This is a genomic window from Paenibacillus sp. S-38, assembly GCF_049942825.1.
Taxonomy (GTDB): domain Bacteria; phylum Bacillota; class Bacilli; order Paenibacillales; family NBRC-103111; genus Paenibacillus_G.
Map to the genome: position 1 here is coordinate 133,094 of NZ_CP187970.1, position 14,034 is coordinate 147,127.

General features: G+C 58.6%; 11 protein-coding genes. 8 read left to right on the forward strand and 3 right to left on the reverse strand.

The window, feature by feature from the left end; all coding sequences use genetic code 11:
- The first annotated feature begins 34 nt into the window (after positions 1–34).
- The 3 genes from argF (at position 35) to argH (ending at position 3,954) form a co-directional block, all read left to right on the forward strand.
- Complete coding sequence (gene argF / locus ACP26L_RS00645; protein ID WP_426450533.1) at positions 35–991, forward strand: ornithine carbamoyltransferase; 957 nt, start codon at positions 35–37, stop codon at positions 989–991.
- 123 nt (positions 992–1,114) lie between these two features.
- Positions 1,115–2,356 (forward strand): argininosuccinate synthase, encoded by a 1,242-nt coding sequence (locus tag ACP26L_RS00650; RefSeq protein ID WP_426450534.1) that lies wholly within the window; start codon positions 1,115–1,117, stop codon positions 2,354–2,356.
- Positions 2,357–2,538: 182 nt separating this feature from the next.
- Complete coding sequence (gene argH / locus ACP26L_RS00655) at positions 2,539–3,954, forward strand: argininosuccinate lyase (RefSeq protein ID WP_426450535.1); 1,416 nt, start codon at positions 2,539–2,541, stop codon at positions 3,952–3,954.
- A 148-nt stretch (positions 3,955–4,102) separates the two neighbouring features.
- Here the strand turns inward: argH and ACP26L_RS00660 are convergent, their stop codons facing one another.
- Positions 4,103–5,635, reverse strand: a complete 1,533-nt coding sequence (locus tag ACP26L_RS00660; RefSeq protein WP_426450536.1) for a VanW family protein — start codon at positions 5,633–5,635, stop codon at positions 4,103–4,105.
- Positions 5,636–6,118: 483 nt separating this feature from the next.
- Between ACP26L_RS00660 and ftsE the strand changes: the two genes are divergently transcribed.
- From ftsE to ACP26L_RS00685, 5 genes are all read left to right on the forward strand, one after another.
- On the forward strand, positions 6,119–6,805 hold the full coding sequence (ftsE, locus tag ACP26L_RS00665) for a cell division ATP-binding protein FtsE (RefSeq protein WP_426450537.1): 687 nt from the start codon (positions 6,119–6,121) through the stop codon (positions 6,803–6,805).
- On the forward strand, positions 6,795–7,718 hold the full coding sequence (gene ftsX / locus ACP26L_RS00670) for a permease-like cell division protein FtsX (protein ID WP_426450539.1): 924 nt from the start codon (positions 6,795–6,797) through the stop codon (positions 7,716–7,718). Before ftsE ends, ftsX begins: the two co-directional genes overlap by 11 nt.
- 100 nt (positions 7,719–7,818) lie before the next feature.
- Positions 7,819–9,087: a murein hydrolase activator EnvC family protein gene (locus ACP26L_RS00675; protein WP_426450540.1), complete on the forward strand. Its 1,269-nt coding sequence runs from the start codon at positions 7,819–7,821 to the stop codon at positions 9,085–9,087.
- 96 nt (positions 9,088–9,183) lie between these two features.
- Entirely contained in the window at positions 9,184–10,632 is a 1,449-nt protein-coding gene (locus ACP26L_RS00680; RefSeq protein WP_426454774.1) for a S41 family peptidase, read from the forward strand.
- Positions 10,633–10,827: 195 nt separating this feature from the next.
- Entirely contained in the window at positions 10,828–12,114 is a 1,287-nt protein-coding gene (locus ACP26L_RS00685) for a PDZ domain-containing protein (protein WP_426450541.1), read from the forward strand.
- 122 nt (positions 12,115–12,236) lie between these two features.
- Here the strand turns inward: ACP26L_RS00685 and ACP26L_RS00690 are convergent, their stop codons facing one another.
- Together ACP26L_RS00690 and ACP26L_RS00695 are read right to left on the reverse strand one after the other, a co-directional pair.
- On the reverse strand, positions 12,237–12,995 hold the full coding sequence (locus ACP26L_RS00690; protein WP_426450543.1) for a flagellar motor protein MotB: 759 nt from the start codon (positions 12,993–12,995) through the stop codon (positions 12,237–12,239).
- Positions 12,979–13,770, reverse strand: coding sequence for a flagellar motor protein (locus ACP26L_RS00695; protein ID WP_426450544.1), 792 nt, complete (start codon positions 13,768–13,770; stop codon positions 12,979–12,981). The genes ACP26L_RS00690 and ACP26L_RS00695 overlap by 17 nt, the downstream gene beginning before the upstream one ends.
- Between the last annotated feature and the right edge of the window lie 264 nt (positions 13,771–14,034).

Below are 14,034 nucleotides of genomic sequence, written 5' to 3' on the forward strand. Positions count from 1 at the left end.
GGGGGCCGCTGCAAGAACGAAGGGAGATGCATCCATGGCGGGAACGACAGAGCAGGATATCGAGATCAGCCTGAAAGGGCGCGATTTTATCGGTCTGGTGGATTATGCGCCGGAAGAGATTCAATATTTGATCGACCTGGCAATCAATCTCAAGAAGAAGAACCAGGCCGGTGAGGTGTTTCAGCCGCTGAAGGGCAAGACCCTCGGCATGATTTTTGAGAAATCGTCCACGCGTACGCGTGTTTCCTTTGAAGTAGGGATGTACCAGCTTGGCGGGCATGCGCTGTTCCTCAGCAAGAACGACCTGCAGCTCGGACGCGGGGAGACGATCCACGACACGGCGCAGACGATGTCGCGCTACCTCGACGGCATCATGATCCGCACCTATGCGCACCGGACGGTGATCGAACTGGCCCGCGGCGCGACGGTGCCGGTCATCAACGGGCTGACCGATCTGTCCCATCCCTGCCAGGCACTGGCGGATTTCCAGACGGTCCAGGAGAAGAAGGGTCGCCTGCAGGGTCTGAAGATGGCATACATCGGCGACGGCAACAATATGGTGCACTCGCTGATGATGGGCGCGGCGAAGCTCGGCGTGAACTTTGCGGTAGCAACGCCGCAGGGCTATGAGCCGGACAGCGAAGTGCTTCAGCTCTCGAAGGATGCGGCGTCCAAGGCCGGCAGCTCGATCTGGATCGGCACGGATCCGGTGGAGGCGATCGCGGATGCGGATGTCGTCTACACGGACGTCTGGGCGAGCATGGGCTTCGAGGCGGAGCAGAAGGAGCGGGAGCTTGCGTTCAAGAACTACCAGGTGAACGAAGCGCTTGTCAAATATGCGAAGAAAGATTACCTGTTCATGCACTGTCTGCCTGCACACCGCGGGGAAGAAGTGTCCGAAGGGGTTATCGACGGAAGCAATTCCGTTATTTTCGATCAGGCGGAGAACCGTCTGCACGCGCAGAAGGCCGTTATGGCCGCCATTATGTAGAACAGACCGGCGGGGTATAGGTCCGGGAAGGGGAAGGGAAGGATCTTGGCCGCTGGCTGAGATCGCTCCCTGCGGCCCGGCAGCCGGAATGATAGTGCGAACACAAAGGAGAGCGGGAGAAGCATGGCAAAGCAGAAGATTGTACTGGCCTATTCGGGCGGACTGGATACATCCATCATATTGAAGTGGCTTAAGGAAACCTATGATGCCGAGATCATCGCGTTCACAGCGGATATCGGCCAGAAGGAAGAGCTCGACGGCTTGGAAGAGAAGGCCCTGAGCACCGGCGCCTCCAAGGTCTACATCGACGACCTGCGCGAAGAGTTCGCGAAGGATTTCATCTTCCCGATGTTCCAGGCGGGCGCCCTGTATGAGGGACAGTACCTGCTCGGCACGAGCATTGCCCGTCCGCTGATCGCCAAGCGCATGGTCGAGATCGCGCTGGCGGAAGGCGCGACGGCGATTGCCCACGGCGCAACCGGCAAAGGCAACGACCAAGTCCGCTTCGAGCTGACGGCGGCCGCGCTGACACCGGACATCGAAGTGATCGCGCCTTGGCGTCTCGAGTCGTTCCGCGAGCAGTTCCCAGGCCGCGCCGAGATGATCGCATACGCCGAGAAGCACGGCATTCCCGTTACGGCATCGGCATCCAAGCCGTATTCCATGGACCGCAACCTGCTGCACATCTCCTATGAGAGCGGCGTGCTTGAGGATCCATGGTTCGACGCCAGTGCACCGGAGAACAAAGAAATGTTCCTGCTCTCTGCTGACCCCGAAGATGCGCCGGACCAGGCGGAATACATCGAGCTGGAGTTCGAACAGGGCGACTGTGTCGCCATTAACGGCGAGCGGATGATTCCGCTGCACATCATGGAGAAGCTCAATGAGCTCGGCGGCAAGCATGGCGTGGGCCGCGTGGATATGGTAGAGAACCGCTTCGTCGGCATGAAGAGCCGCGGTGTGTACGAGACACCGGGCGGCGCGATCCTGTTCACGGCTCACCGCAAGATCGAGTCGCTCACCATGGACCGTGAAGTGATGCACCTGCGCGATTCCCTCATCTCGAAGTATGCTTCGCTCGTATACAATGGCTTCTGGTTCGCTCCGGAGCGTCTGGCTGTACAGGCCCTCGTCACCGAGAGCCAGAAGAACGTCAGCGGTACCGTTCGCCTGAAGCTCTACAAGGGCAATGTGATCGCAGCGGGTGTGAAGAGCCCGGTTTCGCTCTACAACCCGAATATCGCCACGATGGAAGCCGATCCGACCAAGGCCTACGACCAGGGCGATGCCACAGGCTTCATCCGCCTGAACGCACTGCGTCTTCGTGTAGCCGCAGGTGTGAAGAAGAACGCCGATCAAGCGTAAGAAACCAAGCGCAGCGGTTTGTACTAAGTAGGGTTTCTCTCTCCGCGGCATAAGCCGCCGGGGGAGGGCCCTATGCCTGTGTTATGTCGGTTTCTGCGCGGCCCGCAGGCTGCAGCGAAGTGCGCATGATTTTATGTATTTTGCATAGTTGATGGATGAACCGGAGAGGGGAGCAACCTAACGTGTCTAAGCTTTGGGGTGGACGGTTTACGAAGAAGACGGATCAGCTCGTGGAGGAATATACGGCATCGATCCTGTTCGATAAAGAGCTGGCGGAAGAGGATATTCAGGGCAGTCTCGCCCATGTGACGATGCTCGGCAAGTGCGGCATTCTTCCTCTGGATGACGTGGAGAAGATCAAGGACGGGCTGCACAAGGTCCAGAATATGATCCGCCGCGGCGAACTGGAGTTTACGGTCAGCGACGAAGACATTCATATGAATATCGAGAAGGCGCTGATCGATGAGGTTGGTCCGGTAGGCGGGAAGCTTCATACCGGCCGCAGCCGCAACGATCAGGTCGCAACGGATATGCACCTGTGGCTCCGCAAACGGGTGGTCGAGTTCGTCGGCCTCCTGAACAAAATCCAGGAAGCGCTCATCGGCCAGGCGAAAGCGAACCTGGATACGATTGTTCCGGGCTACACGCATCTGCAGCGGGCACAGCCAATCCTGTTCGCCCATCACTTGATGGCGTATGTCTCGATGTTCCAGCGGGACATCGAACGTCTGCAGGACAGCTACAAGCGGATCAATGTGCTGCCTCTCGGCGCCGGTGCACTGGCCGGTACGACGTTCCCGATCGACCGCCATTTTGTGGCAAAACAGCTCGGCTTCGACGGCGTATACGAGAACTCGCTCGACGCCGTGTCGGACCGCGACTTTATCGTCGAATTCCTGGCGAACGCTTCCCTGATCATGACCCATCTCTCGCGTCTGAGCGAAGAATTCGTGATGTGGTCGAGCACCGAGTTCCGCTTCATTGAGCTCGACGATGCGTTCTGTACGGGCAGCTCGATCATGCCGCAGAAGAAGAATCCGGACGTTCCCGAGCTGGTGCGCGGCAAGACCGGCCGGGTATACGGCAACCTGTTCGGCCTGCTGACGGTGCTGAAGTCGCTGCCGCTGGCTTATAACAAAGACATGCAGGAAGACAAGGAAGGCATGTTCGACACCGTCCGCACCCTGCAGGGTGCGCTGCAGCTCTACGCCCCGATGATCGCAACGATGAAGGTCAACAAGGATAGGATGCGCCAGGCGGTCAACCAGGACTTCTCCAATGCGACGGATATCGCCGACTATCTCGTGAACAAAGGCATGCCGTTCCGCCAGGCTCATGAAGTCATCGGCAAGACGGTCCTGTACTGCATCCAGAACGGCAAATACTTGCTCGATCTGAAGTTGGAAGAGTACCACCAGTTCTCGAAGCTGTTCGACCAGGATATTTTCCAGGTGCTCCAGCCGGAGAGCGTTGTGAATGCCCGCAACGTCTATGGAGGTACGGCCTCAGCCCAGGTGAGTGGTGCGATTGAACGGGCGGAAGCGGTGCATGCCGCGGCGACTGCCTGGTTCGATGACTTTTTCGCGAAAAGCCGGTAATGCCCGCGAAAGGGAGCGGCGGTAATCGTTAGTCTCCCAAGCGTTCCATCAAAACATAACCCCCGCATGCCTGCTAACCGTTCCCTGGATATATCCGGGGAAGTGCAGGCGGCGGGGGTTATTTGTACGGCTTGAGTGTGCTAACGCGCTAACGGGCGGAACGATAGCTGGGTCCTTTGACCCCATCTTCGATCAACGGCTCCCGGGGGGAACTGCCCGAGGGAGGTGCGGAGCGGTCCCGGGAAGCGGCGGACCCGTTGGCAGAGGCAATAACCGTAGGCTGGGCGCTGTAAGTATCGCGGGAGATCTTTTCCTCAGCCATTACCACTCCATTTTTCAGCTTACGTCGGTAGGTTTCAACGACATAGCCGGGCTTGCCCTTGATCAACGTTTCCTGTTTGCCTTTGCGCAGGGAAGGATTGTGTACGTATTTGACCGGCGCCGGGAGGGTCTCGACCGTTTTGGAAACAATATCGTAAGACCACTCCGGCGGGGTCTGTCCGAACAGCTTTACGGTCATGCTCCTGTCCGTCGCCGAAGTGCGGATGAGCAGGTAGTGGTCGGTGCTGTTGCGGAACTTGAAGCCGATATGCCCGGTGGCGAACGTGGCATCCTGCCCGAGCGGTACATAGCTTACCGGCAGGGAATGGTTGCGGCGTTCCACGATCGTCAGGCCCGTCCGGAGCACGGCATTGTACAGCGTGGAGGAGACCTGGCAGATGCCTCCGCCTACGCCCGGCACGAGCTTCCCGCCTACGATGACGGGGGCTTCTCGGAACCCGAAGCGCTTCTCGGTCTCGGCGATGTAGGGCGCGTAGTCGAAGACTTCGCCGGGCTTCAGCAGTACGTCATGAATCACCGACGCGGTAGAGCGGACATTATGAACCCGGCCCTCCGGAGAAGCGCTGCCGGGCGGGTAGCTCGTCGTGTATTCGATGAGCTTGCGGGAGATGCCCTGCGCCTGCAGCGACTGTACCGTCACGCCAGGAGCCGCTGTGCGAAGGGGCACCTCGAGATCCAGCGGCGGCTGGGATGCATCGGGGGGCGCACCGTTCTCCGGCGACCCGGAGGATAGCGGAGTCCCGGCCAGAGCCCCCCAGGTAGGCAGCTTCGCAAGCAGGGCTTCCCGCAGGACGGCTTCATCGATAAGCGAGACCGCCTGCTCCGGCACATAGCGGATCGTGTCGTCCGCTGCAATGATCCGCTGCGCATCCTGCGGCTTGCGGCTGTACACTTCGGCGAAGGAGGCCGCAAGCGCTGCGTGCAGCTTCTCCTCCGGCAGCTGCATCGTGAGCTGCCACGAAGCGCCGCGCAGCTTCCAGCGGGCGGCCGCGCGTTCCCACGGCGAGCCCTGCCGCAGAGGCTGCAGCTGAGCCTGCAGCTCCTCGTGGCGCAGCTCCAGGCCCAGCTGGCCGAGCGTGACGCTCTTGGTGAGCCGGGCTTCGCCCTCCTTCACGGCGAGCCGGACAGGGAGCGACAGCAGGGCCGCTTCTTTGGCCGCCAGCTGCTCCTCGAGTTCGGCGGGCGTCAGCCCGGCGATGGACCAGTCACCGATCCGGGCCTCGGCCGGGATGTGCGGATGAAGCCCGTACGCAGCCGTGCCGAGTGAAGAGGCCAGCAGCAGGAGGAGGCCGGCAGCTGCACCGTATGAAAGCCGCTTGCTCGTAGTGATCGATGTCATAGGGCCTGCTCCTTTGTTTGCGGTAGAATCGGATGGGGACCGTACAAGCGGCACACTTCATTTCTATGCGGACACGCCCCAAAACTTGCCTCTTCCTAAGGTCTACGACTGCAAAGGGGGACGTTGGCTCCCCACATTGGGTCTTGATTTGGCGAAGCCTGACAGGGCTGGGGGAGGCATGGCAGGGATCGGGGCGGATAAAGGCCCCTCCTGTGACAATGTGTAGAAAATCACTTGGCCCTAAAGGAATTTAGAACTTTATGTCGAAATTATAAAAGCTGGCACCGTTCTGGCTTTTTTTGGCTGGAACGAAAATGTGCCTTCTGTGTTGTTTCGTCATGAAGCCGGGGGCTGATCTTTCCTTGTTCTGCTCACCCGGTATTCCAGCGAAGCGGCCCAAGGTTAGTTTCAGGCGGCTCGAGACGGAGCGCGCTGCACCCATAGAGAACCATCAAACTCGCAAATCTCACAGGATGTGATACAGTGATCGAAATGCACGACGTGTGGAAAACGTACCCAAACGGCGGCCAAGCCCTGAACGGCATCAGCGTAAAAGTGGACCAGAGCGAATTCGTCTACGTCGTGGGTCCTTCCGGGGCCGGTAAATCGACATTCATGAAATTAATCTATAGAGAAGAGCGCCCGACCAAGGGGACCATTTTCGTCAACGGATTCAACCTTGAGAAGCTGAAGCAGCGCAAGATTCCGTTTGTGCGCCGCAATATCGGCGTGATCTTCCAGGACTACCGTTTGCTGCCGAAGCTGACGGTCTTCGAGAATGTGGCTTTTGCCATGGAGGTCATCGAGGCTCCGAAGAAGATCATCAAGAAGCGTACGCTCGAAGTGCTGGAGCTGGTGAACCTCAAAGACAAGATTCACTCCCTGCCAACCCAGCTCTCCGGCGGAGAGCAGCAGCGGGTGGCCATCGCCCGTGCCATCGTCAACAATCCTTCCGTGATCATTGCGGACGAGCCTACGGGGAACCTGGATCCGGAAACTTCCTGGGGCATTATGAAGCTGATGGAGGAGATCAACTTCCGAGGGACGACCATCGTCATGGCGACCCATAACCGGGAGATTGTGAACTCGATGCGCAAGCGGGTGCTTGCCATCGAAGGCGGCCGGATCGTCCGCGACCAGGTGAGAGGAGATTACGGCTATGAGGATTAGCACCGCAGCCAGACATCTTCGGGAAGGCACCAAGAATGTGGCGCGCAACGGCTGGATGTCTTTTGCCTCCGTGGCTTCTATCGCCATCTCACTCCTGATCCTGGGCGTGTTCCTGCTGCTGACGCTCAACGTGAACTATCTGGCTCAGCAGATCGAGCGTCAGGTGGAGATCCGGGTGTATCTGGAAGTGAACACCCCGCAGGAGAAGATCAATGAGGTGGCAGCCAAGATCAAAGAGATTCCGCAGGTGAAGCAGGTGACGTTCGTCTCCAAAGAGGAAGGTCTTGCGCTTCTGCGGGAGCGGCTTGGGGAGAGCGGCAGACAGCTGCTCGAAGGATTGGAAGGCGAGGATGACAACCCGCTTAACGATTCCTTCACGGTGGAAGTGACGGAGCCGCGTGAAGTGGCCGCCGTAGCGCAGACCATCGAGAAGCTGAATTCGCCGGACGATCCGGTGAAGACGATTCACCGGGTCAACTACGGCAAGGGAACGGTTGAGACGATGTTCAAGGTCACCTCGGTCGTCCGCAATGTGGGTCTTGTCCTGGTAGCGGCACTGGCACTGACGGCGATGTTCTTAATCGCCAATACGATCAAGCTTACGATCATTGCGCGGCGCCGCGAAATTTCGATTATGAAGCTCGTCGGCGCGACGAACGCGTTCATCCGGTGGCCCTTCTTCATTGAAGGCGCCCTGCTGGGCCTGATCGGATCCCTGATTCCGATCGTAGTGCTGCTGTACGGCTATTGGCAGCTGATGCGCTGGGTTCAGCTCGATCTCAATCTGATGCTGATCCAGCTGCTGCCTTTTGATGAGGTGGGCCTGAAGACCGGTGCGCTGCTCCTTGGCATCGGCGTGATTATCGGTGTGTGGGGAAGCACGATATCGGTCCGCAAGTTTGCGCGCGTTTGACCGGGGAACCGGTCAGGGGAAGGACGCGCTGATCCGAAGCTTATAATGCTGGGAATCCCGGCACGAACTATAGATTATGGTAACAGGGGAGGAACACGTGTTGTCAAACAAGTCTTATGTCCCTTTAGTCGTCGCAGCCGGCCTGATCGGAACGCTCATCTTACCGCAGTCCGGATTCGCAGCATCCGAAACCCAGCGCATCCAAAATGAGCTGAACCAGCTCAGACAGCAGAAGAATGCTTACCAGAAGAAACAGGCGGAGACGGACAAGCAGATCACCCAGGTGCAGAACGAGAAGGCGCGGACCGAAGGTGACCTTGATGCACTGATTGGGCAGATCGATTCGACCAACACGAAGCTGAACCAGCTCAATGAACAGATCTACACCGTTAAAACCTCCCTTGAACAAAATGCCGTGGAGCTCGACGAAGCGGAAGTGCGCATTGAAACGCGTGACCAGCTGCTGAAGTCAAGGCTCCGGCTGATGTATATGAACGGCGCGGTATCGTACGCGGATGTGCTCTTGAGCGCTACGAGCTTCAGCGATTTCCTGGACCGTCTGCAGGCGCTGCAGTCCATCGTATCGCAGGACAAGGATATCCTCGAGGCGAACAAGCGCGACCATAAGGTGATTGCCGACAAGCGGGTCGTGATTGAACAGAAGCTCGCCGAGGTAAAAACCTTATACGGACAAGTTTCGGAGATCAAAGCCGATCTTGTGGAGAAAGAGAAGGAGAAGGAAGTGCGGATTGCCAGCCTCAGCCAGCAGGAAGAGGCGCTGGAGCATATCAGCGAGGAAGCGGAGCAGCAGGTCGTCGCGATGGCCGCAGCGGAGTCCAAGAAGCAGCAGGCGCTGCAGCAGGCAAGGCAGAAAGCAGCGGCCGCAGCGGCAGCCGCTGCAGCCAAGAAGAATTCGGCCAACAAGGGCATCATCTCTTCGCCGCAGGCGTATACGTACACGCCCGGTGGGAAGTTCGGCTATCCGCTTCGCAGTTATGTGAACAAATCCTCCGACTTCGGAACACGGGTCGACCCGATTACGGGACGTTCCGCTTCCCACAGCGGGGTCGATCTGCCTGCACCGAACGGTACGGATATTCTCGCGGCTGAAGACGGTGTTGTCATTCTGGCCCAGGCTTGGAGCGGCTACGGCAACACGGTGATTATCGACCACGGCAGCGGGGTATGGACCTTGTACGGCCACATCCGGAACGGCGGCATCGTCGTTGACAAGGGTGAGACGGTTAAGAAAGGCCAGAAGATCGCTGAAGTGGGCTCCACCGGACGTTCGACCGGCAATCACCTGCATTTTGAAGTCCGCCTCAATGAGCGTACCGTGGATCCGAAGCCGTATATCGGCCAAAAATAACGGCTTGGCTCTCATAATTAGGAAAGGCTTGTCATACACTACAGAGACAAGCGGCGCAAGTTTCGTGGGAAGAGCAAAGGCGGTGTGGAGAGAGAAATGACGTTCAAGGGACGCACGGTGATCGCTTTCGTGCTGCTCGGGATGTTTGCCAGCAGCATCATGACGCTGACGATTGTGAATCCGTCCATTTTTGCGGCTGTCGGCAAAGGGGCCGCAGGGGCGGAAGTCAAGTCGGGGCTGACGCAAAAAGATTATAACAAGATTGCTACGACGTATGGACTCATCGAGAACAAGTTCCTCACCGAAGTGGACCGCGAGAAGGTGGTCAACGGGGCTATTAACGGCATGCTCTCTACGCTGGATGATCCTTTCACGGTCTATATGGATCAGAAGGAAGCCCAGCAGTTTGACGAGAACATCTCCTCGTCCTTCCAAGGGATCGGAGCGGAAGTGACCTCGGAGGACGGCCGCATTATGATCGTGGCACCGATCAAGGGGTCGCCCGCCGAGAAGGCGGGTCTGCATGCGAACGATGTGATCCTGTCGGTGAACGGCGAATCGCTGGAAGGGCAGACGCTCAATCAGGCGATCATGAAGATCCGCGGGCCGAAGGGAACGCAGGCCAAGATCGAGATCGCGCGGTCGGGCTCTCCTGAACCGATCCAGATCATCGTCGTCCGCGACGATATCGATGTGGAGACGGTGTACGGTGAGATGCTCGAAGGACAAATCGGCAAGATCGAGATCCGCCAGTTCGCAAGCAACACCGCGAAGCGCTTCCAGGAAGAGCTGAAGCTGCTCGAGGATAAGGGGATGAAAGGGCTCATCATCGACGTGCGCAATGATCCCGGCGGCCTGCTGTCGGCGGTTGTCGAGATCGTCGAGCCTTTCGTGCCGAAGGACAAAGCGATCGTGCAGATCGAGAACCGCAAGGGGGAGAAGGAAGTCACGCCTTCCAAAGGCAGCGGCAAGCCTTACCCGGTCTCGGTGCTGATCAATAAGGGAAGCGCCAGCGCTTCCGAGATTCTCGCCGGTGCGCTTCATGACTCCGTAGGCAGCAAGCTCATCGGGGAGAACACCTTCGGCAAAGGTACCGTTCAGGTGACCTTCGAGGAAGAGATGGGCGACGGCAGCAACATCAAGATGACCGTGTACAAATGGCTTACGCCGAACGGCACGTGGATTCACAAGAAGGGCATTGCGCCGGATCTGGCTGTCGAGCAGCCTGCCTTCTTCAAGGCCGCACCGCTCTCGAAGAAGGAGACGCTGAAGCCGGATACGAACAGCGAGGACGTGAAGAACCTCCAGATCATGCTGCAGGGCCTGGCTCTGAATCCGGACCGCACGGACGGCTACTTCAGCCAGCAGACGGCAACAGCCGTCAAAGCGTTCCAGCGGCTGAACGACCTGCCGGTTACGGGCGAAGTCGATACGGAGACGGCGAACAAGCTGGAGAAAGCGGTTCTGGCCGCCATCCGCGAGCCGAAGAATGACCTGCAGCTCAAAGCGGCCCAGCAGTACATGCAGCAGACGGTCAACCCCTAAGGATCATTTCATAGCCCGACGCCGGGTCCTCTCGTCAACCTGTGTTTTTCTTGTAAAGCAGGAAATGGGGGTCCCGCGTCGAACACATGTAAGAAGGCAGTTCCCGAGCCCTTGGGAACTGACCTTCTTCTTTCTTTTTTTTCTGCCCTTTTTATAAACTCTTTTGATCTACAACACGACGTAAGGGAGTCAGCCATGGGCGTAATGTTCGATTGGGGATTCCGGGGGCTGACGGCCCTGACGGAACTGCTTCTGAATCCGTTTTACTATGTGGGGATTCTGTTTATCGTGCTTCAATACCGCCGGCAGATTCTGCTGGAGCGCAGGCTCTTCTCAACCAAGCTTCATTCCCTGATCTCCGAGACCTGGAGAACCGTCCTGTGGGGCTGGATCGGCGGACTCGCTGCTTCCGCCGTAATGGCAGGGATCGGGGCGGTGGTACAGCCGGAGGCCGTGGTGCTGCTGTGGATCGTATCCCTGCTGCTCATCTGGGTTCGTGTGCGATTCTTATGCTGGGCCTATGCGGTCGGCGTACTGGGCATGCTCCAGGCGCTGCTGGTGAGCTTCCCTGCGCTGCAGGAGGCGGTAACCTGGCGCTGGGCGATAGATTCACTGCTCGCGCTGCATATGCCTTCGCTGTTCGCGCTGGTGGCGGTGCTTCATCTCGTCGAGGCGCTGCTGGTCCGCCGGCAGGGCACCCGGTTCGGCACTCCCGTCTTCGTGGAGAGCAAGCGGGGCAAAATTGTCGGCGGCTACCAACTGCAGGGATTTTGGCCGATGGCCCTGTTCCTGACCGTCCCGGTACAGGGCGGCGGAGTACCGCTGCCGTGGACGCCGCTGCTCGGCGGGGACCTATGGGCAGGAGGCTGGACGCTGCTGGCCCTTCCCGTCATGATCGGGTTTACCGATATGACGACCTCGCGGCTGCCGCGGGAGAAAGTACAGTTGAGCTCGGGCCTGCTCGTGCTCTATGCCGCACTTCTGCTGCTGCTCACGGTTCTCTCCGTCTGGTGGGCACCGTCGCTCTTGGCCGTATCGCTGCTCTGCATTCTCCTGCATGAAGCGATCGTCTTCTACAGCCGATGGGACGAATCGAGGCGCAGTCCGGTGTTCGTTCACGGCAGCAAGGGGCTCAAGATCCTGGGCATCCTGCCCGGCAGCCCCGCAGCCGAACTCGGCCTTCAGGTCGGCGAGTCGCTGTATAAGGTCAACGGGACCGCCGTCCGGACCAAGCAGGAGATCCACCAAGCGTTGTCACAGAATGCGGCCTTCTGCCGGCTTGAAATTCTGAATCTGGCGGGCGAGAGCAAGTTCGTGAAGCGGGCGATCTTCTCCGGCGAGCATCATCTGCTCGGCATTATCCTGGCTCCGGACGCTGATGTCATGTACTATGTCAAGGAGAAGCCTCTGCCTTTTTGGGCCTACCTGGGCCGCCGGGTCAAAGGGCTGTCGGACAACCGGCCGCGTCCCAAATCGATGTAACCTGGACGTATGCCTGTCGGCACTTGCATAGGAACTTTATACGCTTACCTGCAACAAAGAGCCGCCTGTGCTGCATGCACAAGCGGCTTTTTGGAGATAATGGCATCCAAGAATAGGAATGGTCAGCTTGCCGGCTCTTCCCATAGGACGACGATCTCGACTCTGCGGTTCTTCGCCCGGTTCTCCGCGGTCGTATTCTCTACAACCGGCCGGGTGTGAGCGTAGGATGCCGAGACGAATTTCTGCGGATCGAGCTGCGTGTCGTAGAGGAAGTAGCGGAGCACGGAGAGGGACCGGGCTCCCGACAGTCCCCAGTTGTCGACATAGACGGAGCCGGTGGCCAGCGGCAGATCATCCGTGTGTCCTTCGATGCTGATCGTGGCCTGAATCTCCGCGAACAGGCCTGCGAGCTTCTCCAGCACCGGTTTGGCCTCCGGCTTGAGGTCCGCCTTGCCGAGATCGAACAGGAACAGATCGTTCAGCGTGAAGGTCACGCCGCGTGAAGTGGTAGCCGCGGCCACCTGAGCCTGCAGGTTATTCGCCTCAATGTAAGACTGCATCTGGCCGACCATCTGTTGGAACTGGCGTTCCCGGTACAGCTGCTTCTCGCGTTCCAGCTGAACTCTGGCGTCATCGGAGTCAAGCGGGGGAGCTGCACCGCCGGCAATGCCGTTTCCTCCGTTGAGCACGGAATTGGAGCGCTTGAACTCAAAGCGGAGCGCATCGGAGAGCACGTCGTATTTATCGAGGTCAACCTTGCTCATGGAGTACATCACCACGAAGAAAATCAAAAGAAGGGTGATCAAATCGGCGTACGTGATCAGCCAGCGGTCGTGGCTTCCACCGCCGGGAGGGGCTATGCGCTTACGCCGGCGTGCCATCGTCATCCCCCTCCTCCGGCCGTCCGCTCTGGTCCTTGACCAGGAACGACAGCATCTTTTTCTTGATGAGATACGGATTCTCCCCGGCCTGCAGGGCAAGAATGCCTTCGAGCAGAAGTTCCTTCTCGGCGATCACTTCCTGCCCTCTTACTTTAATTTTGTTCGCCAGCGGAAGATAGATCAGGTTGGCCGTGGAGACGCCGTACAGGGTAGCTGTAAAAGCGACGGCAATGGCCGGGGCAAGCATAGCGGGCTCCGTAAGATTGCCGAGAACATGAATGAGTCCCATGACGGTACCGATGATGCCCATGGTTGGAGCGTAGCCTCCGGCAGACTCGAAGACGCGGGCACGGTTGTCGTACTGCTGCTCGAGGGAGTCCATCTCCAGCTCGAGAATTTGTTTGGTGAGAGAAGGGTCGGTTCCGTCCACGACCATCGTCAGCCCCTCCCGCAGGAACGGATCGGGATGCTGCTGTGCGCGCTGCTCGAGGGCCAGCACGCCTTCACGCCGGGCTACGGATGCCATTTCCATCATCTCGTCGATGTGCCGGCGAGGATCGGACAGGGGGCTGCGGAAGGCCAGGAGCAGCGCGCCTGCCGTTCCCTTGAGATGGGACCAGGGAAACGAAACGGCAACCGCTCCGAGGGTCCCCCCGATCACGATAAGAAGCGCGCTCGGCACGAAGAGGGAAGACAGATCGCCCCCATCCCACAGATATCCCCCGACGAGGGCAGCCAGGCCGGCCAGAATGCCAATGATTGTCGTCAAGTCCACGCTCTATTCACCTCTGATTAAGCTATAAATTCAGCGCCGAAGCGCCCGTACTCCAACGCCTGTCCCTGCAGTCCGTCCTCATATATGCAAGGTAGTTTGTGTTATAATGCGGCCTCCCATCCTTACATCCCCCGAAAAGTGGGTAAGAAAGGAGATGGAACGGTTTGCATGAGGGGGAGAAAACAAGTATAATGGATGGGAACAAATATTCCTATCATGGAATACGACCGGACCGCTTCCAAGCCGCAATCCGTTAAGGTATAC